Origin of the sequence: Rathayibacter sp. AY1A2, from assembly GCF_002930935.1 — a bacterium.
Classification (GTDB): domain Bacteria; phylum Actinomycetota; class Actinomycetes; order Actinomycetales; family Microbacteriaceae; genus Rathayibacter.
This window is the reverse complement of the sequence record NZ_PSTP01000004.1, coordinates 92,150-114,442: the sequence shown is the minus strand read 5'-3', so window position 1 is coordinate 114,442 and position 22,293 is coordinate 92,150. Positions and strand designations below refer to the sequence as shown.

Below are 22,293 nucleotides of genomic sequence, written 5' to 3'. Positions count from 1 at the left end.
CCGCCGGGACCGATCCGAAACCGGATCGGGGGCGAGCCCGTCGCCGATCCGGGGGTGGATTCCCGAGGCGGCGTGTCTAGGCGCGCACCACCCGGGTACCGGACGGATGCGTCCGCCACTCCGCGGGCGCCCCCGACCGAGAGGTGACCGTGACCATCGACATCACGACCCCCGCCACGACCGCCGCCGACGCCGTCCGCCGCGCGCGGACCGCGTTCCCCGTGTGGGCCGCCACCGCGCCCGCCGAGCGCGGCGCCCTGCTCCGTGCCGCCGCCCACCGCGTGGCCGAGCGCGAGCAGGAGCTCGCCGACCTCAACACGCAGGAGACGGGCAAGCCCGCCGGCGACGCGCTGGGCGGCGTGCGCGCCGGTGTCGACACGCTGCTCCAGTACGCCGAGCTCGGCCCGCTGCACCGCGGGAGGAGCCTGCGCGGAGGGGCTCTCAACGTCGATCTGGCCCTGCCGCACCCGCGCGGTGTCGTGCTCGCCCTCACTCCGTGGAACGACCCGGTCGCCGTCGCTGCGGGCATCCTGGGCGCCGCGATCGTCTCCGGTGACGTCGTCGTGCACAAGCCGAGCGAGCGCAGTCCGGGCACGGGCGCCCTCTTCACGAGCATCCTCGCCGAGGCGCTGCCCGAGGGCGTGCTGACCCTGGTCGAGGGCGACGGGGCGGTCGGCGACGAGCTGGCGCGCACCGAGGGCGTCGACGTCCTCGCCCACGTCGGCTCGACCGCCACCGGCCGCGCGCTCGCCCGGGTCGCCGCCCTCACCGGCACGCACGTGATCCTCGAGAACGGCGGCAACGACGCGCTCGTCGTCGACCGCGACGTCGACCCGGTCTGGGCCGCCGAGCAGGCCGCGCTGGGCGCCTTCGCCAACGCCGGCCAGATCTGCACCTCCGTCGAGCGGATCTACGTGCACCGCGACATCGCCGAGGCGTTCACGGCGGCGCTGGTCGCCGAGGCCGACCGCTGGAGCGCGGGCCCGCTCCCCCGCCTCGTCGACGCCCGCATGCGCGACGCCGTCCACGAGCACGTCACGGAGGCGCTCGGCAGCGGCGCGCGCGCCCTCACCGGCGGCACTCCCGGGGACGGCACCTTCTACCCCGCGACCGTCCTGGCCGACTGCACCGAGTCGATGCTGGTGATGACGGAGGAGACCTTCGGGCCCGTCGCGCCGATCCGCGTCGTCGACTCCTTCGACGAGGGCCTGGACCTGGCCGCCGCGAGCCCCTACGGTCTGGCCGCCTCGATCCTCACCGCCGACATGGAGCACGCCCATCGGGCCGCGGCGACGCTGCCGGTGGGCACCGTCAAGGTCAACGGCGTCTTCGGAGGAGCCCCGGGCGGCAGCGCCCAGCCCCGCGGAGCGTCCGGCTCCGGCTTCGGCTACGGCCCGGAGCTGCTCGACGAGATGACCACGACCACGGTCGTGCACTTCGGCCTGCCCGTTCTGCCGGGAGGCGCGCGATGAGCCTCGAGGGCTCGGCGCTCCAGCGGGCGAGCGCCCTCCTGGCGCACGTCCACGAGCGCCCGCCGGTCGTCGCCGTGATCGGGGACCTCATCCTCGACTCCTGGTGGCTCGGCGAGGCGGAGCGCGTCACGCGGGAGGCGCCCGCGCCGGTCCTGCGGCTCGAGGACGTCGTCGACGTCGCGGGCGGGGCCGCCAACACCGCCGCCAACCTGCGCGCGCTGGGCGCCGTCGTCCGCACGGTCGGCGTGGCCGGACGCGACTCCGAGGGCGACCGGCTCGTGCGCGCCCTCGAGCGGGCCGGCCTGGACACCTCCCGGGTCGTCCGCACCGGCGCTGCGACGACGATCAAGACCCGCGTGGTCGGCGGCGACAGCGTGATGCTGCGCGTCGACTCCGGCCCGCACCACCCGGCCGACGACGAGCTGGCCCTGCTCGCCGGTGCCGCCGCCGAGGCCGCCGCGGGCGCCGACGCCGTCCTGGTCTGCGACTACGGCTCGGGGATCCTCCGCGAGGCCGTCGAGCGCCTGCTCGCCGTCGGGCGCCCCGGCCTCCTCGTGATCGACGCGCACGAGCTCGCCGACTGGGCCTTCGCCCGGCCGGACCTCGTCACCCCGAACGCCAAGGAGGCGGAGCGGCTGCTCGGCGGCTCCCTCGGCCGCGGGACGGAGCGGGCCGCCGCCGTGCGCGACGCGGCGGACGACCTGCGCGCCCGCTCGGGCGCCCGGCACGTCGTGGTCACCCTCGACCGGGACGGCTCCACCGCCCTCGACGCCGACGGCACGGTCAGCCGCACCTTCGCTCAGCCTGCGGAGGAGAAGCAGGCATCCGGCGCCGGCGACACCTTCGCCGCGACCGCCACCCTCGCCCTCGCCGCCGGCCGCTCCCTGGCCACCGCCGTCGATCTGGCGCAGGCCGCCGCCGACGTGGTCGTGCAGCGCCCCGGCACCTCCGTCTGCTCGGGCGACGACCTGCTCGCCTCCCTCGCCGCTCCCGGCGCCGTCGTGCTCGGCGAGGACGCCCTCGTCGAGGTCCTCGCGGAGCAGTCGCACCGCGGTCGCCGCGTGGTGTTCACCAACGGCTGCTTCGACGTCCTGCACCGCGGCCACACCGCCTACCTCCGCCAGGCCCGCGAGCTCGGCGACGTGCTCGTGGTCGCGGTGAACGACGACGACTCCGTCCGGCGGCTGAAGGGCGAGGGACGGCCGATCAACCCGGAGGGCGACCGCGCGGGCGTGATCGCCGAGCTGGGCTGCGTCGACTACGTGACGCTCTTCGGCGGAGACACCCCCATCCCGCTGCTCGAGCGCGTGCAGCCCGACGTCTACGTGAAGGGCGGGGACTACAACCCCGACATGCTCGCGGAGGCGGCCGTCGTCCGCTCCTACGGGGGCGTCGTCACCACGGTCGGCTACGTCTCGGAGCACTCCACGACCGAGATGGTCCAGCGCATCCGATCGACCGCGCCGTGACCAGCCGCCGGTGGTCCGGGCGCTGGGGGGTCCCGGAGGCTCCCCGGCAGCCGCTGATCGACGTACTGGTGCCGACGGTCGGCCGCCGTGCCGAGCTCGCCGCCACGCTCGCCGGACTCGCCGCCCAGGACGACCCGCCCTTCCGCGTGATCGTGAGCGACCAGTCCGACAACGCGGTCGCCGAGAGCGACCCGACGATCCTCGCGATGCTGCGCGTGCTGGAGGCGCAGGGCCGGGCTCCGGTGGTGCGCCCGCACCTGCCCCGGCGCGGGCTCGCGGAGCAGAGGCACTACCTCCTCTCCCTCGCCACCGCCCCGGCCGTCCTCTTCCTCGACGACGACGTGTGGCTCGAGCCGGGCACGCTCTCGCGGCTGCACGAGGCCCTCGAGCGCCTCGACTGCGGCTTCGTCGGCTCCGCGGTGCAGGGCCTGTCCTACCTCGAGGACGTGCGCCCGCACGAGACCGAGTCGTTCGAGACCTGGGAGGAGCGCGTGGAGCCCGAGCGGGTGCGGCGCGGAACCCCGGAGTTCGAGCGCTGGCCGCTGCACAACGCGGCGAATCTCACGCACGTCGCCGCCCGCCTCGACGTCCCGGAGGGCGCCTGGCGCGCGTACCGGGTCGCCTGGCTGGGCGCGTGCGTCCTCTACCGCCGCGACGCCCTCCTGGCCGTCGGCGGCTTCGACTTCTGGGAGCAGCTGCCCCCGGAGCACAGCGGTGAGGACGTCGCCGCGCAGTGGCGCGTCATGGAGCGCTTCGGCGGCGCGGGCCTCGTGCCCAGCGGCGCCGTGCACCTCGAGACGCCCACGACGGTCACCGACCGGCGCGTCGACGCCTTCGACCGGCTCTTCGCCGAAGAGCACTCGTAACACTCAGCAAGGCGACGAAAGGACAGCACGATGGACGCACCCAACCCGATCCAGATCCAGAAGTACCTCTCGGGCATCGACTACCCCGCCTCGAAGGACACGATCGTCGAGACCGCGGAGAAGGAGGGCGCGGACGGCGACGTCCTCGAGGCCCTCCGTGCGATCCCGGACGGCGACTATGAGAAGCCCACCGACGTGAGCTCGGCCGTCTCGAAGGTCTGACCCCCTCCGCGGGACGCCGCTCCGGTGCACGGCACGCCGTGCCTGCCGTACCGGAGCGGCGTCCCGCGAGCGGCGATCGGCCGGCGCGGAGAGCCGGGGTCAGGCGGAGGCGTGCTCGCGCTCGCGCAGGACGCCGGACTCGAGCGCCTGGAACGACAGCACCTTGTAGCCCTCGGACTCGAAGAAGATCGTCGCCCGGTCGGCCTCCACGCTCATCACGGTGCCGGCGCCCCACTCGCGGTGCTCCACCGACTCGTCGACGCTCAGAGGGGCGTCCACGGGCGCCTCGACGGTCTCGCCGCTCGCCTCGTGCCGCTCGCAGCCGTCGCAGTTGCCGCACCACTCGGCCGACTCCACGCCGAAGTAGTCCAGCAGGACTCGGCGGCGGCACTGGCTGGTCTCCGCGTAGGCGCGCATCATCGACAGGCGCGACTCCGCGATCCGCTCGCGGGAGGCCAGAGCCTCCTTCACCGCGTGCACGGCCTCGTCGCCCGAGGCCTCGCGCGTCGCGCGCAGACCGGACCCGGTCTCCACCAGCCCCGCGTCCGTGAGATCGTTGACGATCCGGGCGATCGTGCGGGCCGGCTTCCCCAGCTCCTTCGCGAGAGCCGCGGAGTCGAGCCCCGGCTGCTCCGAGACGGCCGCCCAGATCACGCGCAGCGCGGCCTTGTCGACCGAGCGCTTGGCGAAGAAGCGGCGGAGACCCAGGTCCTCGGCGCGGTAGTGCAGCGCGCCCGTCGCCGGCTCGCCGTCGCGGCCCGCGCGGCCGATCTCCTGGTAGTACGCGTCGAGCGACTCGGTGGTCGTCGCGTGCAGCACGAAGCGGACGTCGGCCCGGTCGATGCCCATTCCGAAGGCCGAGGTCGCGACGACGACGTCGAGCTCGCCGGCGCGCCACTGCTCGTGCACGACCTTGCGCTCGGACACCTTGAGTCCGGCGTGGTACGCCGCGACCCGGCGCCCCTCCGCCGCGATGTCGGCCGCGTAGGCCTCCGTCTCCTTGCGGGTGGCGACGTAGACCAGGCCCGGAGCCGTCCAGCTGCGGGCCTCCTCGACCACGGCGGCGCGCTTCTCGTTCTCGCTCTCGTGGCGGTGCACCACCAGCCGGATCTCCGGACGGTCGACGCCGTGCACCTGGATCTCGGGGTCGGTCATGCGGAGGCGCTCGATGATCTCGTCGCGCACCGGCCCGGAGGCGGTGGCGGTCATCGCCAGCACCGGCGGATCACCGAGCTCGCCGCGCACATCGGCCAGGCGGAGGTAGTCGGGGCGGAAGTCGTGGCCCCAGGAGGAGACGCAGTGCGCCTCGTCGACGACCAGGAGCGACACCCCCGCGGCCGCCAGACGCGCCACGTTCTCGGGCTTGGCGAGCTGCTCGGGCGCCAGGAGCACGTAGAGCGGGCCGCCCTCGTCGATCCGGTCCCAGGCGCGGGCGACGGCCGCGGCGCCCTGGGAGGAGTTGATCGCGACGGCGGGCGGGGCCGCCGGAGCCGCCTCGATCGCGGCGAGCTGGTCGGCTTGCAGGGCGACGAGCGGGGAGACGACCAGGACGACGCCGCCGCGCTCGGCTCCGGCGATCTGGTAGACCGCGGACTTGCCGCCGCCCGTCGCCAGCACCAGCAGCGTGTCGCGCCCGGAGGCCGCCGACTCGATCGCCTCGCGCTGACCGGGGAGCAGCGACGACCAGCCGAAGTCCTCCCGGGCGATGCGGCTGACAGAGTCGGTGCGGGAGGAGTTCATAGCTCGACGCTACGACCAGACGGCCCCGGAGGCAGTCCGCTTGACAGCGCCGGGGAGCACGGTGAAGGCGCGTCGCCCGGCCTCGCGGCCCGCCTCCGCCCCCTCGTCCCCGCGCTGTCAACGTCCTGCGGAGGGGCCCGTCGCGTGCTGGGCTGGAGCCCCGACGAGAGGAGCCGACATGGCCGACCAGAACGTGAACGAGGACCTTCCCGGATCCGGCGGCGACGCCGCCCCGAACACCGGCGGCGCGCAGACGGTGCTGCCCGGCGAGGACGCGGCCGACGCCTCCGCCGCGGGGGCCGCTCCCGGGGGCACCGCGATCGACCGCGGTGTCACGGACGCCGTGACCGACGGCGACAGCGGAGGGGACACCGTCTCCGGCGACGCCGACCTGCCGGACGAGACCGAGGGCGCGGTCGGCAGCGACCCGGCGAGCGCCGACTGACGTCCCGCTCGGACGCGTCCGGCCCGCCGGATCCTAGGATCCTTGCGGGCCGGAGGCGCTCGTCCCTCCGCGGAGGAGGGCCCGGGCTCAGCGCCGGACGACCACCGGGTTGAACAGCGTGCCGATGCCCTCGACGTCCACCGCGACGGCGTCCCCGTTCGCGATCGGCCCGACGCCGGCGGGCGTCCCGGTGAGGATCACGTCCCCGGGGAGCAGCGTGAAGATGCGCGAGACGTAGGCCACGAGCTCGGGCACCCCGTGGATCATGTCGCCGGTGCTGCCCGACTGCTGCACGCGCCCGTTGACGCGGGTCTCGATCGCGCTCTCGTTCCAGACGAACTCGGTCTCGATGACCGGACCGAGCGGGCAGAAGGTGTCGTAGCCCTTCGCCCGCGCCCACTGGCCGTCGGAGCGCTGGAGGTCGCGTGCGGTGACGTCGTTGGCGATCGTGTACCCGAAGACCACGTCCTCGTAGTCCTCCGCGCGGACGTTGCGGGCCACGGCGCCGATCACGATCGCCAGCTCGCCCTCGAACTCCACCTGCTGGCTGTCCTCGGGGAGGACGATCGCCTCGTCCGGGCCGATGACCGACGTGTTCGGCTTGAGGAACACCAGCGGCTCCGCCGGGGCGTCACCGCCCATCTCAGCCGCGTGGTCGGCGTAGTTCTTCCCGATGCCGACGACCTTGGAGCGCGGGATCACCGGCGCGAGGAGCTTCGCCTCCGCGATCGGGATGCGCTCCCCCGTGGTGTCGAACCCGGCGAACATCGGGTCGCCGGCGAGCACGACCAGGTCGTCCTCGTCCACGATCCCGAAGTGGATCGCTCCCCCGTTGTCCCCGTCGCGCTGCGTGGCGAATCGTGCGATCTTCATGCGTCCAGCCTCGTCATCCATCCGTGCGTGTCCTCGCGGCGTCCGTACTGGATGCCGGTCAGCTCCTCGCGGAGCGACATCGTGAGCTCCCCGGCGGGCGCGCCCTCGCGGCCGACGGAGAAGCCCTCGCCCTTGAGCTCGGCGATCGGGGTGATCACGGCGGCGGTCCCGCAGGCGAACACCTCGACCACGTCGCCGGAGGCCACTCCGTCGCGCCACTCGTCGATGCTCACGCGGCGCCGCTCGACGCGGTGGCCGCGGTCCTCGGCGAGCTGCAGGACGCTGTCGCGCGTGATGCCCTCGAGGATCGAGTCCGATTCCGGGGTGACCAGCGTGCCGTCCTTCTTCACCAGCACCACGTTCATGCCGCCGAGCTCCTCGATCCACTGCGACTCCTGCGAGTCGAGGAAGAGGACCTGCGCGCAGCCGTGGCTGTAGGCCTCCTGCTGCGGGAGGAGGGAGGAGGCGTAGTTGCCGCCCGTCTTCGCCGCTCCCGTGCCGCCCTTGCCCGCCCGGGCGTAGGAGGTGGAGAGCCAGATCGACACGGGGGCGACCCCGCCCGAGAAGTAGGCACCGGCGGGGCTGGCGATCACGTAGTAGCCGACGTCCTCGGCCGCGCGCACGCCGAGGAACGCCTCCTGCGCGAACATGAACGGGCGCAGGTAGAGGCTGGTCTCCGGCTCCGAGGGGACCCAGTCGCCGTCGACCGCGATCAGCTGCCGCAGCGACTCGACGAAGAGGTCCGTCGGGAGCTCCGGCAGCGCGAGGCGGCGGGCCGAGCGCTGCAGGCGGCGCGCGTTCGCCTCCGGGCGGAAGGTCCAGACGGAGCCGTCCTCGTGGCGGTAGGCCTTCATCCCCTCGAAGATCTCCTGCGCGTAGTGCAGGACGGCGGCGGCGGGGTCGAGCGCGAGCGGGCCGTAGGGCTCGACGCGGGCGCTGTGCCAGCCGTCCGTGCGGGTCCAGCGGAGGCCGACCATGTGGTCGGTGAAGTGCATGCCGAAGCCGGGGTTCGCGAGGATCCGGGCGCGCTCCTCGGCGGAGCGGGGCGCGGGGGCGGCGGTCACCTCGAAGGCGAGGTCGGCGGGGGCGGAGTCGGTGCTCATCGTGGTGGTGTCCTTCTGCGGGGGATCAGCGGAGGCGGGCGACGACGGAGTCACCGATCGCGGCCGTGGAGCGCGGGGTGCCGTCGCGCGACTCGATGTCGGCGGTCACGGCCGCGGTGACGCGGGCGGCCTCGTCGCTCCGGCCGAGGTGGTCCAGCAGCATCGCGGCCGAGAGGATCGCGGCGGTCGGGTCGGCGAGCTGCCGTCCGGCGATGTCCGGCGCGGATCCGTGGACCGGCTCGAACATGCTGGGGAACGCGCCGTCGGGGTTGATGTTGCCCGAGGCCGCGAGTCCGATGCCGCCGCTGATCGCGCCGGCCAGATCGGTCAGGATGTCGCCGAAGAGGTTGTCGGTGACGATGACGTCGAACCTAGCAGGGTCGGTCACGAGGAAGATCGTGGCGGCGTCCACGTGGAGGTAGTCGACGGCCACGTCCTCGAAGGCGGCCCCCACCTCGTCGACGATCCGCTTCCAGAGGGAGCCGGAGAAGACGAGGACGTTCGTCTTGTGGACGAGCGTCAGCCGGGAGCGACGCGCGCGGGCGAGCTCGAACGCGTGGCGGACGACGCGCTCGACGCCGTAGGCGGTGTTGACCGACACCTCGTTGGCGACCTCGTGCGGGGTGCCCTGCCGGATCGAGCCGCCGGTGCCGACGTAGGGGCCCTCCGTGCCCTCGCGGACGACCACGAAGTCGACCTCGCCGGGAGCCGCGAGCGGCGAGGGGACGCCCGCGTAGAGACGGGTGGGCCGCAGGTTGACGTAGTGGTCGAGCTCGAAGCGCAGCCGCAGGAGCAGCCCGCGCTCGATGTTCGCGTCCCGGAGGCGCGGGTCGCCCGGTGCTCCGCCGACGGCGCCCAGGAGGATCGCGTCGTGCCCCGCGATCGCCGCGAGGTCCTCGTCTGTGAGGACGTCGCCGGTCTCGAGGTAGCGGGCGGCGCCGAGCGAGAAGGTGGTCGTCTCGAGCACCAGGTCGGAGTCGGCGGTGACGGCGTCGAGGACCTTGACGGCCTCGGCGGTCACCTCGGGCCCGATCCCGTCTCCGGGGATGACGGCGAGCTTCACGGTGCGGGGCATGGCGGTCCTCAGGCGTACGGGGTCGGAGTCCCCCCAGCGTACTCGCGGCCCGCCCGCGCCGCGGTCCGGGGCACGCGCCCCCCGTCGGGCTGGCGAGGGCCGCCCGGGAGTCGCTGCGCGTCCCGGGCGGCCTCCCTCGGGAGGAGAGCAGGAGCGTCAGCTCCGGCGGAGGCGCCAGGCGCCGACCGCGGCGGCGGCCAGCACGAGGACGACGCCGAGCCAGGCCGACCAGCCGACGCCCGAGTCGAACGCCGCGCTCGCCGACGCGACGAGGCTCGCGGCGGAGTCGGCGGGCAGCTCGCCGGCGACCGAGACGGCGCCGCCGAGGGTCTCCCCGGCCCGCTGCGCCTGCGCGGCGTCGAGGCCCTCGGGCAGCACGACTCCCCCGCGGTACACGGCGGTGAGGACCGTGCCGAGCGTCGCGGTGCCGAGGACCGCGCCGAGCTCGTAGGCGGTCTCGGAGACGGCGGAGGCCGCACCGGCCTTGTCGGCGGGCGCGTTGGCCAGGATCAGCTCGTTCGACACCGTCTCGGCCGCACCGATGCCCAGGCCGAGGAACGCGAAGGCGACGGCGACGGCGAGCGCGGACGCTCCTCCGGGCGCCTCGCTGCCGAGGGCCAGCAGGATGTACCCGACGGCCGAGACCAGCAGTCCGGCCGGGACGACGAGGCGCGGAGCGACGCGGCGCGCGATCGGCACCACGCCGAGCCCGGCCAGGATCATCACGGCGAGGCCCGGCACGAGCACGAGGCCCGCCTCCAGGGGCGAGAGCCCGACCACGAGCTGCAGGTGCTGCGAGAGGAAGAAGAGCCCGCCGACCAGCGCGGTGACGCTGAGGAGGTTGACCACGATCGCCGCACTGAACGAGCCGCGGCGGAAGAGCGAGAGATCGAGCATCGGCGAGGCCCGGCGCTGCTGGCGGCGGACGAACAGAACTCCCGAGACGACGCCCACGACGAGCGCCGCGATGCCGACCGCGTCGATCCCGTGCTCGGCGAAGGACTTCACCGCGTAGACGACCGGCGCCATGGTCGCCAGCGACAGCAGGATGCTGACCACGTCGACCGGGCCGGGCTGCGGGTCGCGCGACTCCGGCACCAGGATCGGCACCAGGACGACCAGCGGGAGCAGCACGGGCACCGCGAGCAGGAACACCGACCCCCAGGGGAAGTGCTCGAGCAGCACGCCGCCGACCAGCGGGCCGATGCCCGAGCCCACGGCGAAGCCGGTCGCCCAGATCGCGATCGCGAGGCGGCGCTGGTCGCGGTCGGGGAAGACGCTGCGCAGGAGCGAGAGCGTCGAGGGCATCAGCATCGCGCCGAAGAAGCCCAGTGCCGCGCGGGCGCCGATGAGCGCCGCGGCGGTGGGAGCGAACGCGGCCACGACCGAGACGGCGGCGAAGCCGACCGCGCCGACCAGCAGGAGGCGCCGCCGCCCGACGCGGTCGCCGAGGCTGCCCATCGCCACCAGCAGGCCCGCGAGCACCAGCGGGTAGGCGTCGACGATCCACAGGAGCTCGGTGCCGGAGGGGCCCAGATCCTCGGCGATCGAGGGGAGCGCGAAGTTCAGCACCGTGTTGTCGACCGAGACCAGCAGCACCGGGAGCATCAGCACCGCGAGCGCCACCCAGGCGCGTCGCCCGACCCGGTCGGCGGCGCCGGCGGTGTCGTGGGTGGAGACGGGAGCGGTGCGCGCGGACACGGGGACGACCTTTCAGAGGAGAACGGAGAGAGTATACCGTCCAGCCGGTACAGTCGCCACTGATCCGCCGTAGGATGGTCGCCGTGCCTCCTGCCCCCGCCCGCGACCGCGTCCTCGACGCGTTCGAGCAGCTCCTCATCGAGCAGGGCGAGCGCGCCGCGACCCTCGACGCCGTCGCCCGCGAGGCCGGAGTCTCCAAGGGCGGGCTGCTCTACCACTTCCCCTCGAAGGACGCCCTCGTCGACGGGCTCCTGCAGCGCCTCGACGCGCGGCGGGAGGCGGACGTCGCGCAGAGCCTCGCCGCTCCCGAGGGCGTGGTCGCCTACCTGCTGCGCACCTCCTTCGCCGCCGACTCGGCCTTCGACCGCACGATCCTCGCCGTGTCGCGCATCGCGCAGGGGCACGACGAGCGCGCCAGCGGGGGCCTCGCGCGGATCCACGACAGCTGGAACGAGGTGGTCGCCGACGCCGTGGGCGACCCGCTCGTCGCCCGGGCGATCGTCCTGATGAGCGACGGGCTCTACTACAACTCCGCCCTGCTCCCCACGGGATCGCAGTCGCGCGGCGAGGCCGAGGACGTCCTCGCGGTCGTCCAGCGCCTCCTCGGGAGCTGAGCCGCGCCGCCCCCGGCGTACCCGCTACAGCTCGACGACCCCGTCGATCAGGGTCACCGTCGCGCCGCCGATCCAGATCGCGCCGTCCGTGCTCTCGACGCGCACGCGCCCGGCTCGGCCCAACGCCGCCCCCTGAGCGGCCGTGTAGCGCTCGGGCAGCACGCCGCTGCCGATCAGCCACTGGGCGATCCCCGCGTTGATGCTCCCCGTCACCGGGTCCTCGGACACACCGGCGTCGGGGATGAACGCCCGCACCTCGACCGCGCACTCGCCTCCCGCCGGATGCTCGCCCACGACGCCGACGGGGAGCCCGGCGAGGAGAGCCTGGTCCGGCCGCAGCGCGAGGACCTGCTCCGCCGACGCGAGCCGCACGGCCAGCCAGCCGGGACCGTTGTCGACCCACTCGTGGTCGAGGATCTCCGCGCGCGGGATCCGCAGAGCCGCAGCCACCCGCTCGAGCGTCGCCTCGTCGACCGGTCCGGTCCGCCGGCGGGGCGGGGCGGCGAAGGCGATGCCCTCCTCCGTCACCCTCAGCCGGACGAGACCCGCGGCGCACTCCTGCACGAGCTCCCCCGCCGCGCGGGCCGTCCCTCCGGCCGCGAGCCAGGCGTGCGCGCTCCCGAGGGTCGGGTGCCCGGCGAAGGGCAGCTCCCCGCCCGGCGTGAAGATCCGCAGCCGGTAGTCGGCCGCGGGGTCGCTCGGGCGGAGGAGGAAGGTCGTCTCGGAGAGGTTCGTCCAGCGCGCGAACTCCGCCATCGCGGCGTCGCCCACGCCGTCGCCGTCGACGACGACCGCCACCGGGTTGCCCCGGAACGGCGCGGCGCCGAAGACGTCGACCTGAGCGAACCGCCGCGTGCTCACTGCTCGGTGATGTCGATCTCCTGCATGAGGTCGGCGTCGATCGCGACGCGGACCTTCTCGAGCAGGCCGTCGGGGGCGGGGGAGTCGATGGTGATCACCGAGAGCGCCTTGCCGCCCGCCTCGGTGCGCGCGATCTGCATGCCCGCGATGTTGACCGCGGCGTCGCCGAACTCACGGCCGTAGACCGCGACGATCCCGGGGCGGTCGACGTAGCTCATGACGACGAGGTGCTTCGCGAGGGGGACCTCGACGTCGTAGCCGTTGATAGCCACGATCTTCTCGACCTGCTTGGTGCCGGTCAGCGTGCCCGAGACCGAGATCTGCGAGCCGTCCGAGAGCGCGCCGCGCAGCGTGATCACGTTACGGTACTCGTCCGAGACCGGCTCCGTGATCAGGCGCACCTCGATGCCGCGCTGCTCCGCGAGCACCGGCGCGTTGACGTAGGACACCGTCTCCGAGACCACGTTGGTGAACACGCCCTTGAGAGCCGCCAGCTTGAGGACCTTCACGTCGTAGCCGGCGAGCTCGCCGCGCACCTCGACGTCGATGGAGGTGACCGGCGAATCCGCGAGGCCCGAGAAGACCTGGCCGAGCTTCTCGACCAGCGGGATGCCGGGGCGCACGTACTCGTCGATCACGCCGCCGGCGACGTTCACGGCGTCCGGCACGAGCTCGCCCGAGAGCGCGAGGCGCACCGAGCGGGCGACCGAGACGCCGGCCTTCTCCTGCGCCTCGTCGGTCGAGGCCCCGAGGTGCGGAGTGACGACCACGTTCTCGAGGGCGAGCAGCGGCGATCCGGTCGGCGGCTCCTTCACGAACACGTCGAGTCCGGCGCCCGCGATGGTCTTCGCGACGAGCGCGCGGTGCAGCGCGTCCTCGTCGATGAGGCCGCCGCGGGCCACGTTCACGATGAACGCCGACGGCTTCATCAGCGCCAGCTGATCGTCCGAGATCATGCCCGTCGTCTCGGGGGTCCTCGGCATGTGGATCGTGATGAAGTCGCTCTCGGCCAGCAGCTCCTCCAGGGAGAGGAGCGTGACGCCGAGCTGCTGCGCGCGGGCGCTGGTCACGTAGGGGTCGTAGGCGACGACGTTCACACCGAAGGCCTGCAGGCGCGCGGTGATCAGCGCGCCGATGCGGCCGAGGCCGATGATGCCGACGGTCTTCTCGTAGAGCTCGACGCCCGTGTACTTCGAGCGCTTCCAGAGGCCCTGCGCGAGCGCGCTGTGCGCGGCGGGGATGTGGCGGGCGAGGCTCAGGATGTGGCCGACGGTGAGCTCGGCGGCCGAGATGATGTTCGAGGTCGGCGCGTTCACGACCATGACGCCCGCGGCGGTCGCGGCGGTGATGTCGACGTTGTCCAGGCCCACACCGGCGCGGGCGATCACCTGGAGCGAGGGGGCCGCGGCGATCGCCTCCGCGTCGACCTGCGTCGCGGAGCGCACGAGGATCGCGTGCGCCGTGGCGAGGGCCTCGAGCAGCGCCGGGCGGTCGGTGCCGTCCACGGAGCGGATCTCGAAGTCGGGACCGAGCGCGTCCACGGTGGCGGGCGAGAGTTCTTCGGCGATCAGGACGACCGGCTTTGTCACGAGAGGCGCTTCCTTCGGAGAGGGGACGGAGCGGGCACCGAGGCGGGGGCGTCGGCAGCCCCCCGTCACTGTAGCGGAGGGGTGCGCGCGCCCCGCGCCGTGTGACGCCGCCGGTCAGCTCAGCGAGACCAGGCTCTCGACGCCGAGGACGAGCTGCACGTCGAGCGAGAGCGCCGCCGAGAGGCAGAGGGCCGCCGCGAGCAGTCCGACGCGCGCCGGGAGTCCCCGGCGGCGCCCGAGCAGGACGGCGGCGACGAAGCAGGCGACCGGCAGCACCAGGCCGAGCAGGAGCACCGCCCAGCCCGTCGGATTCAGGTCGGTGCCGAGGGAGGCCGCGTAGCTGCGCAGGCCGATCAGGTTGCCGACCGCCTCCCAGACGTCCCAGGCGAAGAAGAGCGCGAACACCACGGCGACGAGGACGGAGGCGGCCAGGCGCCGGCCGGGCCGGTCGCGCCGGCCGGTCCCGCCGAGGGTGGCCCGGGTCGAGTCGGTCATCAGGCCCCCTTGAGGAACGGCAGCGGAGCGAGGAGGACGAGTCCGGCGACCAGCCAGAGCACGCGGGTGCGCACCCGGGAGTCGCGGGTGGCGAGGAGCACCACGGCGAACCACACCGGCGGCGCCAGGACCGCCAGCCAGAGCCCGAGCGAGTAGAGGGCGCCGCCGAGCGCATCGCCCGCGAAGCCGGCCGCGGCGACCGGGGACTGCCGCGTCGCCGTGATCGCCCAGGCGATGGCGTACAGGAGGTAGAGGCCGGCCGCGATGCCCGCGGCGATCAGCAGAGCGGACGAGGATGCGGCCTCGTCGGCGGGGTCCTCGACCTCGGGGTCGTCGTCGTCCGAGCCGTCGTCCGCCGGGTCCGCCCCCGCGTCCGTGCGGGGCGTCCGGCGCACGCGCGCGGTCCCCGCGGCGAGCGTCGGGTCCGCGCCCTCACCCGCCCACTCCAGGGCCTCGTCGTCGGCGTCGTCCTCCGGGCCGGCGTCCGGCCCGCGGTCCACCGGCGGGGTCGCCGCGTCGTCGTCCTCCGGGGAGCGGCCCGGTCCACCATCGATCACCGCAACACCCTAGCCGCGCGCACCTCGCAGGAGGCTCGGAGCCCGCCGCCGCCTCCCCGACACCCGGCGGACACCCCGCGTCCTCCCCCGGGGGCGAGACTGAGCGGATGGACGACCGCCGCCGCCGCTTCGTCGCCCTCGGCGACTCCTTCACGGAGGGGGTCGGCGACCCGCACCCGCGCCTGCCGAACGGGGTGCGCGGCTGGGCCGACCGCGTCGCCGAGCGCCTGGCGAAGGCCGAGCCGGGCTGGGAGTACGCGAACCTCGCCGTCCGCTCGAAGCGCCTCGCCCAGATCACCGAGGACCAGCTCGCGCCCGCCCTCGCGCTCCGCCCCACCCTGATCACGCTGTACGCCGGCGGCAACGACATCCTCGACCTCGGCACCGACACCGTCGATCTGATCACCCGCTACGAGGCGCTCGTCGACGCGCTCGCGACCACCGGCGCCTCCCTCGTGCTCTTCACCGGCGTCGACATCCCGGGACTGCCCGCCCCGCGGATGTTCCTGCGCCGCAACCACCTCTACAACAGCGCCGTCCGCCGGATCGCCCGCGAGCGGGGCGCGATCCTCGTCGACTACTGGGCGATGCGGGAGTTCCACTCCCCCGTGCTCTGGTCGCCCGACCGGATGCACCTCTCCAAGCGCGGCCACCGCGTCCTGGCCGGCCGCGTGCTCGACGCGCTCGGCGTGCCGCACACGATCTCGACCGGGCCGTGGGACGCACCGGAGCCGCTCCGCCTCCGCGCACGGCTGCGCGAGCAGCGCCGCTGGGCGGCCGACTGGGTCCTCCCCCTCGTCGGCCGCAAGCTGCGCCGGGTGACGCTCGGCGACCACCTCTCGCCCCGGTGGCCGGACCCCGTCCTCGTCCCGCCGAAGGGCGGTCTCCGCCGTCTCGTCCGCGAGCTCGAGCGGTAGTCGCGCCCCGGACGCGGAGGAGCCCCGGCCCGGCGAGGGGATCCCGGTGGACGGGTCCCTCGTCGGACCGGGGCTCCCCCGGTCGACGCGGTGCGACTAGCGCGCGACGCTGCCGTCGGTGTAGTCCTCGTCGGTCTGCTTCCAGGCGAAGAGCTTGCGCAGCTCGCGGCCGGTCTCCTCGATCGGGTGCTTCTCGCCCTTGGCGCGCAGCTCCTGGAACTCGGGTCCGCCCGCGTCCTGGTCGCCGATGAAGCGCTTCGCGAAGGCGCCGCTCTGGATGTCACCGAGGACGGCCTTCATGTTCTCCTTCACGCGCGGGTCGATGACGCGCGGACCGGAGACGTAGTCGCCGTACTCGGCGGTGTCGGAGACGCTCCAGCGCTGCTTGGCGATGCCGCCCTCCCACATGAGGTCGACGATGAGCTTGAGCTCGTGCAGCACCTCGAAGTAGGCGATCTCGGGCTGGTAGCCGGCCTCGACGAGGGTCTCGAAGCCGTACTGGACGAGCTGCGAGGTGCCGCCGCAGAGCACGGCCTGCTCGCCGAACAGGTCGGTCTCGGTCTCCTCGGTGAAGGTGGTCTTGATGACGCCGGCGCGGGTGCCGCCGATGGCCTTCGCGTAGGACTTCGCGGTCTCCCAGGCGGTGCCGGTCGCGTCGTTCTCGACGGCGATGATGTCCGGGATGCCGCGGCCGGCGACGAACTCGCGGCGCACGGTGTGGCCGGGGGCCTTCGGCGCGATGAGGATGACGTCGACGCCCGCGGGCGCCTCGATGTAGCCGAAGCGGATGTTGAAGCCGTGCGCGAAGGCGAGGGTCTTGCCCTCGGTCAGCGCGGAGGCGATCTGCTCGCTGTAGATCGCGCGCTGGTGCTGGTCCGGCGCGAGGATCATGATCAGGTCGGCCCAGGCCGCGGCGTCGGCGACGCTCTTGACCTCGAAGCCGTCGTCCTCGGCCTTGGCGGTCGACTTCGACCCCTCCTTCAGCGCGATGACGACCTGGACGCCGGAGTCGCGGAGGTTCTGCGCGTGCGCGTGGCCCTGCGAGCCGTAGCCGACGATCGCGACCTTCTTGGACTGGATGATGGAGAGGTCGGCGTCGGCGTCGTAGATGAGCTCGGTCACGTGGTGAGTCCTTTTCTGTAGTGGAGAGTTCGCGGTCAGTTCTTGAAGACGCGCTCGGTGATCGACTTGGAGCCGCGCCCGATGGCGAGCAGGCCCGACTGCGCGATCTCCTTGATGCCGTAGGGCTCGATCACCCGCAGGAACGCGTTGGTCTTGCCGGTGTCGCCGGTGACCTCGATCACCAGGGCGTCCGTCGCGACGTCGACCACGCGGGCGCGGAAGAGCGTGACGGCCTCGAGCACCTGCGAGCGCGTGACGTTGTCGACGCGGACCTTGACGAGCAGGTGCTCGCGCTGGACCGACTGGTCGGTGTCGAGCTCGACGATCTTGATCACGTTGACGAGCTTGTTGAGCTGCTTCGTGACCTGCTCGAGCGGCAGGTCCTCGACGTCCACGGCGACCGTGATGCGCGAGAGCCCGGCCAGCTCGGTCGGACCGACCGCCAGCGACTCGATGTTGAAGCCGCGGCGGGCGAACAGCCCGGCGACACGGGTGAGCAGTCCCGGCTTGTCCTCGACGAGCAGGGAGAGAACGTGGTGCGTCATGCGGGTCTACTCCTCGTCGTCCCAGGTCGGGCTGTGGTCTCGGGCGTACTGGACGTAGCTGTTGGAGACGCCCTGCGGGACCATCGGCCAGACCATGGAGTCGCGGCTGACGACGAAGTCGATGACCACGGGCCGGTCGTTGGTGGCGATGGCGAGGCGGATGGCGTCGTCGATCTCCTCCGGCTTCGTGACGCGGATGCCGAGCGCGCCGTAGGCGTCGGCGAGCTTCACGAAGTCGGGCACCCGGACGGTGTCGTGACCCGTGTTGAGGTCGGTGTTGGAGTAGCGGCCCTCGTAGAACAGGGTCTGCCACTGGCGCACCATGCCGAGCGAGGAGTTATTGATCACCGCGACCTTGATCGGGATGTCGTTGATCGTGCAGGTGGCGAGCTCCTGATTGGTCATCTGGAAGCAGCCGTCGCCGTCGATCGCCCACACGGTGCGCTCGGGCTCGCCGACCTTGGCGCCCATCGCCGCGGGCACGGAGTAGCCCATGGTGCCGGCGCCGCCGGAGTTCAGCCACGAGTTGGGGCGCTCGTACTTGATGAACTGCGCCGCCCACATCTGGTGCTGGCCGACGCCGGAGGCGAAGACGCCCTCGGGGCCGGTGATCTCGCCGATGCGCTTGATGACGTACTGCGGCGAGAGCAGGCCGTCGTTCGGCTCGGTGTAGCCGAGCGGGAACTCCGTCTGCAGGCCCTTGAGGTAGCTCCACCACTCGGAGGTGTCGGCGCGGCCGTCGGCGGAGGCCTTGGCGAACGCGTCGGTGAGGTCCGGGAGGACGTCCTTCAGGTCGCCCACGATCGGCACGTCGGCGGTGCGGATCTTGGAGATCTCGGCCGGATCGATGTCGACGTGCACGACCTTGGCGTGGGGCGCGAAGAGCGCCGCCTTGCCGGTCACGCGGTCGTCGAAGCGCGAGCCCAGCGCGAGGATCAGGTCCGCCTCCTGCAGCGCGAGCACCGCGGGGACGGTGCCGTGCATGCCGGGCATGCCCAGGTGCTGCTCGTGCGAGTCCGGGAACGCTCCGCGCGCCATCAGCGTGGTCACCACGGGAGCGCCGCAGGCCTCGGCGAACGCCTTCAGCTCGGCGGCCGCGCGGGCGCGGATGATGCCGCCGCCCACGTAGAGCACCGGCTTCCGCGACTCGACCAGCAGCTGGGCCGCGGCCTGGATCTGCTTGCCGTGGGCCTTCGTGACCGGACGGTAGCCGGGCAGGTCGATCTTCGGCGGCCAGAGGAACGGCGCCTGGTCCTGCTGCGCGTCCTTCGTGATGTCGACCAGCACGGGGCCGGGGCGGCCGGTGGTGGCGATCAGCGCGGCGGAGGCGAGGGCCGAGGGGATGTCCTCGGGACGCGTCACGAGGATGGAGTGCTTCGTGATCGGCATCGTGATGCCGACGATGTCCGCCTCCTGGAACGCGTCGGTCCCCATGAGCGTCGAGAACACCTGGCCGGTGATCGCGAGCATCGGAACCGAGTCCATGTAGGCGTCCGCGATCGCGGTGACCAGGTTGGTCGCTCCGGGGCCCGAGGTCGCGATGCAGACGCCGAGCCTGCCGGTCGCCGAGGCGTAGCCCTCGGCGGCGTGGCCGGCGCCCTGCTCGTGGCGGACCAGGATGTGCCGGATCTTCGAGGAGTCCATCAGCGGGTCGTAGACCGGGAGGATCGCGCCGCCGGGCAGGCCGAAGACGTCCTCGATCCCGAGCATCTCGAGCGAGCGGACGACCGCCTGCGCTCCGGTGAGGACCTCGGCCGCGGGGGCGGCCCCGGGAGCGGAGGCGGGTCGGGGTGGCTGGGGCGTCGGTGCGGGCTGCACGGCGGACGGATCCGGAGTCATGCGGGTGTCGATTCCTTCAGGAGGTGGTGCGGCGGCGGGCAGAGCCGGAGGCGAGTGCCCGGGAACGCGAGTGCGCGGCCGGCCGGAGCGGGCCGGGTCACCCGGTGACGGCGCCCTCGGCTGCCGAGCGGACGAGCTTGGCGTACTTGGCGAGGACACCGCGGGTGTAGCGCGGAGGGAGAGGGGCCCAGCCTTCTCGGCGGGCGGCGAGCTCGGACTCGTCGACGAGTAGGTCGATCGAGCGAGCGGCGATGTCGACCCGAATCGGGTCTCCGTCGCGAACGAATGCGATGGGACCTGCGTCCACCGATTCGGGAGCTATGTGGCCGATACACAGGCCGGTTGTGCCGCCTGAGAATCGTCCGTCCGTCAACAGTAGTACATCTTTTCCGAGCCCGGCCCCCTTGATGGCGGCGGTGATGGCGAGCATCTCGCGCATGCCGGGACCGCCCTTGGGGCCCTCGTAGCGGATGACCACCACGTCGCCCTTCTCGATCCGGCCCTCGGTCAGAGCGTCCATCGCGGCGCGCTCGCGCTCGAACACGCGGGCCGGACCCTCGAAGACGGAGGCGTCGAAGCCGGCGGTCTTGACGACCGCGCCCTCGGGGGCGAGCGAGCCCTTGAGGATGGTGAGCCCGCCGGTCGCGTGGATCGGGTTGTCGAGGGTGCGGATGACCTCGCCGTCCAGCGGTGCGATGTCCATCGCGGCGAGGTTCTCGGCGACCGTCCTCCCGGTGACCGTCAGGCAGTCGCCGTGGAGCAGCCCGGCGTCCAGGAGCGCCTTCATCACGGCCGGGACGCCGCCGTGGCGGTCGACGTCGTTCATGACGTACTTGCCGAAGGGCTTGAGGTCGCCGATGTGCGGGATCGTGTCGCCGATGCGGTTGAAGTCGTCGATCGTGAGGTCGACCTCGGCCTCGTTGGCGATCGCGAGCAGGTGCAGGATGACGTTGGTCGACCCGCCGAAGGCCATCGCCACCGCGATCGCGTTCTCGAACGCCTCCTTGGTGAGGATGTCGCGGGCCGTGGTGCCGTTGCGCAGCAGCTCGACGACGGCCTCGCCGGACTTGCGGGCGAAGTAGTCGCGGCGGCGGTCGGCGGCGGCGGGCGAGGCGGAGCCTGGCAGGCTCATGCCGAGCGCCTCGGCCACGCTGGCCATGGTGTTGGCGGTGTACATGCCGCCGCAGGATCCCTCGCCCGGGGCGAAGGCGCACTCGATGCGCTTGGCGTCCTCCTCGGACATGATCCCGGCCTTGACGCCGCCGACGGCTTCGAAGGAGTCGATGATCGTGATGTCCTTCTCGGTGCCGTCCGAGAGCTTGACCCAGCCCGGGGCGATCGAGCCGGCGTAGACGAACACGGCGGCGAGGTCGAGGCGGGCCGCGGCCATCAGCATGCCGGGCAGCGACTTGTCGCAGCCGGCCAGCATGACGGTGCCGTCCAGGCGCTCGGCCATCATCACGGTCTCGACGGAGTCGGCGATGACCTCGCGGGAGACGAGCGAGAAGTGCATGCCCTCGTGGCCCATCGAGATGCCGTCCGAGACGGAGATGGTGCCGAACTGGAGCGGGTAGCCGCCGCCGGAGTGCACGCCCTCCTTCGCGGAGCGCGCGAGGCGCTCGAGCGAGAGGTTGCAGGGGGTGATCTCGTTCCACGAGGACGCGATGCCGATCTGGGGCTTCTCCCAGTCGTCATCGCCCATCCCGACCGCCCGCAGCATCCCGCGCGACGTCGTGGCCTCGATGCCGTCCGTGACGGTGCGCGAGCGGGGCTTCCAATCGATTTCCGGCATGCGATGAGGCTACCGCCTCGCGCGCAGTGCCCCTGCTCGCCGGGCGGACCCGGACCGGCCCGCGCACCCGTTCCTGCCCCGGCCTCCGGCAGCGGCACCGGATGCGGACGTCCCCGCGGATCTCCGACTCGTCGCGAACGGCCGCTCCCCGCGTCGGCGGACGGCCGTCCTCGGCGAGTCGGCGATCCGGGACCCGCCGGCGCTGACCGCCGGAAGGGGGCTGCTACTCCGCGCGCAGGTCGGCCAGCAGCCGGAGTGCGTGCGCGACCTGCTCGGGACCGCGGACCCGGTAGGAGGCCGCGGTGGTGCCCTCGCCGCTCTTGATGCCGACGTCGCCGGAGCCGAGGACCGCGAAGGCGTCCTCGTCCGTCACGTCGTCGCCCGCGTAGAGGACGGCGGTCGCGCCGGTGTAGCGGCGGAGGTGCTGCACGGCCTCGCCCTTGGTGGTCGAGCGGACCGAGAACTCCAGGACGTTCTTCCCCTCGCGGACGGTGACCCCCTGCACCTCGGCGCGCGCCTCGGAGAGGGCGACGACGTGGGCGACGCGGCTGTGGCGCTCGGTCGCGAGGCGGGTGTGCAGGGCGAAGCCGGCCGGCTTGTCCTCGATCCAGACGTTGTCGATCCCGCGGGCGATGCCCTTCAGGACGTCCTCGAGCACTCCCACCTTCTCGAGCTCGTCGTCGTCGAGCCGGACCGCGTCCTCCTCGGGGTCGAGGCGGATCTCGATGCCGTGGGAGCCGACCAGCAGCGCCTCGTCCGGCAGCTGCGAGACCTCCTCCAGGCTCCCGAGCGCCCGGCCGGAGACCAGCGCGACCCGGGTGCCGGGGAGGGCGAGGAGCCGCAGCACGGCCTCGCGCGCCTCGGGGAGCGCCCGCGCGCGGGCGGGGTCGTCGACCTCGGGCGCGAGGGTGCCGTCGAAGTCGAGGGCCACCAGGAGCCGTTCGGTCGCGGCGAGCTCCCGCAGCGCCGCCGCGAGCCGCTCAGGCACTCCTTCGC

General features: G+C 73.2%; 21 protein-coding genes. 7 read left to right on the top strand and 14 right to left on the bottom strand.

What is annotated here, in order from left to right; translation table 11 throughout:
* The first annotated feature begins 149 nt into the window (after positions 1 to 149).
* From C5B93_RS06025 to C5B93_RS06010, 4 genes are read left to right on the top strand one after another with little or no spacing between them, the layout of a single operon-like run.
* Positions 150 to 1,472: an aldehyde dehydrogenase gene (locus C5B93_RS06025; RefSeq protein WP_258068159.1), complete on the top strand. Its 1,323-nt coding sequence runs from the start codon at positions 150 to 152 to the stop codon at positions 1,470 to 1,472.
* Positions 1,469 to 2,941 carry a D-glycero-beta-D-manno-heptose 1-phosphate adenylyltransferase gene (gene rfaE2, locus C5B93_RS06020; protein WP_104257251.1) on the top strand — a complete coding sequence of 491 codons (1,473 nt, stop codon included), beginning with the start codon at positions 1,469 to 1,471 and terminating at the stop codon, positions 2,939 to 2,941. Before C5B93_RS06025 ends, rfaE2 begins: the two co-directional genes overlap by 4 nt.
* A complete protein-coding gene (locus C5B93_RS06015; RefSeq protein ID WP_104292022.1) occupies positions 2,938 to 3,807 on the top strand; it encodes a glycosyltransferase family A protein in 870 nt (289 codons plus the stop codon). Before rfaE2 ends, C5B93_RS06015 begins: the two co-directional genes overlap by 4 nt.
* 30 nt (positions 3,808 to 3,837) lie before the next feature.
* Entirely contained in the window at positions 3,838 to 4,029 is a 192-nt protein-coding gene (locus C5B93_RS06010) for a DUF2795 domain-containing protein (RefSeq protein ID WP_104223528.1), read from the top strand.
* Between the two features lie 99 nt (positions 4,030 to 4,128).
* On the opposite strand, the gene C5B93_RS06005 is transcribed toward C5B93_RS06010, so the two are convergent.
* Positions 4,129 to 5,769, bottom strand: a complete 1,641-nt coding sequence (locus C5B93_RS06005) for a RecQ family ATP-dependent DNA helicase (protein ID WP_104292021.1) — start codon at positions 5,767 to 5,769, stop codon at positions 4,129 to 4,131.
* Positions 5,770 to 5,947: 178 nt separating this feature from the next.
* Between C5B93_RS06005 and C5B93_RS06000 the strand changes: the two genes are divergently transcribed.
* The gene (locus tag C5B93_RS06000) at positions 5,948 to 6,214 is read left to right on the top strand and encodes a hypothetical protein (RefSeq protein WP_104247445.1); all 267 of its coding nucleotides are present in this window, start codon (positions 5,948 to 5,950) and stop codon (positions 6,212 to 6,214) included.
* An 87-nt stretch (positions 6,215 to 6,301) separates the two neighbouring features.
* On the opposite strand, the gene C5B93_RS05995 is transcribed toward C5B93_RS06000, so the two are convergent.
* The 4 genes from C5B93_RS05995 to C5B93_RS05980 all read right to left on the bottom strand — a co-directional run bounded on the left by C5B93_RS05995 (position 6,302) and on the right by C5B93_RS05980 (position 10,966).
* Positions 6,302 to 7,087, bottom strand: coding sequence for a fumarylacetoacetate hydrolase family protein (locus C5B93_RS05995; protein WP_104292020.1), 786 nt, complete (start codon positions 7,085 to 7,087; stop codon positions 6,302 to 6,304).
* Complete coding sequence (locus tag C5B93_RS05990) at positions 7,084 to 8,190, bottom strand: branched-chain amino acid aminotransferase (protein ID WP_104226252.1); 1,107 nt, start codon at positions 8,188 to 8,190, stop codon at positions 7,084 to 7,086. The genes C5B93_RS05995 and C5B93_RS05990 overlap by 4 nt, the downstream gene beginning before the upstream one ends.
* Positions 8,191 to 8,215: 25 nt before the next feature.
* The gene (locus C5B93_RS05985) at positions 8,216 to 9,265 is read right to left on the bottom strand and encodes a 3-isopropylmalate dehydrogenase (RefSeq protein WP_104280719.1); all 1,050 of its coding nucleotides are present in this window, start codon (positions 9,263 to 9,265) and stop codon (positions 8,216 to 8,218) included.
* A gap of 156 nt (positions 9,266 to 9,421) precedes the next feature.
* Positions 9,422 to 10,966, bottom strand: coding sequence for an MFS transporter (locus C5B93_RS05980; RefSeq protein ID WP_258068158.1), 1,545 nt, complete (start codon positions 10,964 to 10,966; stop codon positions 9,422 to 9,424).
* 74 nt (positions 10,967 to 11,040) lie between these two features.
* Between C5B93_RS05980 and C5B93_RS05975 the strand changes: the two genes are divergently transcribed.
* Complete coding sequence (locus tag C5B93_RS05975; protein WP_208543367.1) at positions 11,041 to 11,580, top strand: TetR/AcrR family transcriptional regulator; 540 nt, start codon at positions 11,041 to 11,043, stop codon at positions 11,578 to 11,580.
* 24 nt (positions 11,581 to 11,604) lie between these two features.
* Here C5B93_RS05975 and C5B93_RS05970 read toward each other — a convergent pair whose 3' ends face one another.
* From C5B93_RS05970 to C5B93_RS05955, 4 genes are all read right to left on the bottom strand, one after another.
* Entirely contained in the window at positions 11,605 to 12,441 is an 837-nt protein-coding gene (locus C5B93_RS05970; protein WP_104233220.1) for a PhzF family phenazine biosynthesis protein, read from the bottom strand.
* On the bottom strand, positions 12,438 to 14,030 hold the full coding sequence (gene serA, locus C5B93_RS05965) for a phosphoglycerate dehydrogenase (protein ID WP_104223535.1): 1,593 nt from the start codon (positions 14,028 to 14,030) through the stop codon (positions 12,438 to 12,440). The genes C5B93_RS05970 and serA overlap by 4 nt, the downstream gene beginning before the upstream one ends.
* A gap of 114 nt (positions 14,031 to 14,144) precedes the next feature.
* Positions 14,145 to 14,525, bottom strand: coding sequence for a hypothetical protein (locus C5B93_RS05960; protein ID WP_104233218.1), 381 nt, complete (start codon positions 14,523 to 14,525; stop codon positions 14,145 to 14,147).
* Positions 14,525 to 15,082: a hypothetical protein gene (locus C5B93_RS05955; protein WP_104292019.1), complete on the bottom strand. Its 558-nt coding sequence runs from the start codon at positions 15,080 to 15,082 to the stop codon at positions 14,525 to 14,527. The genes C5B93_RS05960 and C5B93_RS05955 overlap by 1 nt, the downstream gene beginning before the upstream one ends.
* A gap of 107 nt (positions 15,083 to 15,189) precedes the next feature.
* On the opposite strand from C5B93_RS05955, the gene C5B93_RS05950 reads away from it, so the two are divergent.
* On the top strand, positions 15,190 to 15,999 hold the full coding sequence (locus tag C5B93_RS05950; RefSeq protein ID WP_104292018.1) for an SGNH/GDSL hydrolase family protein: 810 nt from the start codon (positions 15,190 to 15,192) through the stop codon (positions 15,997 to 15,999).
* Between the two features lie 96 nt (positions 16,000 to 16,095).
* Here C5B93_RS05950 and ilvC read toward each other — a convergent pair whose 3' ends face one another.
* The 5 genes from ilvC to otsB all read right to left on the bottom strand — a co-directional run bounded on the left by ilvC (position 16,096) and on the right by otsB (position 22,285).
* A complete protein-coding gene (ilvC, locus tag C5B93_RS05945) occupies positions 16,096 to 17,121 on the bottom strand; it encodes a ketol-acid reductoisomerase (RefSeq protein WP_104223539.1) in 1,026 nt (341 codons plus the stop codon).
* 35 nt (positions 17,122 to 17,156) lie between these two features.
* Positions 17,157 to 17,666 (bottom strand): acetolactate synthase small subunit, encoded by a 510-nt coding sequence (ilvN, locus tag C5B93_RS05940; RefSeq protein ID WP_104223540.1) that lies wholly within the window; start codon positions 17,664 to 17,666, stop codon positions 17,157 to 17,159.
* A 6-nt stretch (positions 17,667 to 17,672) separates the two neighbouring features.
* Positions 17,673 to 19,505 carry an acetolactate synthase large subunit gene (locus C5B93_RS05935; RefSeq protein WP_104268713.1) on the bottom strand — a complete coding sequence of 611 codons (1,833 nt, stop codon included), beginning with the start codon at positions 19,503 to 19,505 and terminating at the stop codon, positions 17,673 to 17,675.
* 97 nt (positions 19,506 to 19,602) lie between these two features.
* Positions 19,603 to 21,297 (bottom strand): dihydroxy-acid dehydratase, encoded by a 1,695-nt coding sequence (gene ilvD / locus C5B93_RS05930; protein ID WP_104233215.1) that lies wholly within the window; start codon positions 21,295 to 21,297, stop codon positions 19,603 to 19,605.
* Between the two features lie 223 nt (positions 21,298 to 21,520).
* Entirely contained in the window at positions 21,521 to 22,285 is a 765-nt protein-coding gene (gene otsB / locus C5B93_RS05925; protein ID WP_258068156.1) for a trehalose-phosphatase, read from the bottom strand.
* Positions 22,286 to 22,293: the final 8 nt, after the last annotated feature.